Source organism: Streptomyces otsuchiensis (assembly GCF_004305975.1).
In the GTDB taxonomy this organism is placed as follows: Bacteria; Actinomycetota; Actinomycetes; order Streptomycetales; family Streptomycetaceae; genus Streptomyces; species Streptomyces otsuchiensis.
Map to the genome: position 1 here is coordinate 1 of NZ_BHZI01000654.1, position 277 is coordinate 277.

1 protein-coding gene is annotated in these 277 nt (G+C 65.7%); it reads left to right on the forward strand.

Features of this window, described 5'->3' with window-relative positions:
- Positions 1-277: acyltransferase domain-containing protein (locus tag E0D90_RS26230; RefSeq protein WP_130800364.1), on the forward strand; the 277-nt coding region annotated here is incomplete at both ends.

Genomic DNA, 277 nt, shown 5'->3' on the forward strand with positions numbered 1-277 from the left:
GTGAGTTGTACGGGGCGTTCCCGGTCTTTGCGGATGCTTTTGATGCGGTGTGTGCGCGGGTGGAGTTGGAGCTGCCTCTGCGTGGGGTGGTGTTCGGTGAGGACGCCGCGCTGCTGGAGCGGACTGCGTACACCCAGCCCGCTCTGTTCGCGTTGGAGGTGGCGCTGTTCCGGTTGGTGGAGTCGTGGGGTGTGACTCCTGATGTGCTGGTGGGGCATTCGATCGGTGAGCTGGCCGCCGCGCATGTGGCGGGGGTGTTGTCGCTGGATGACGCGTG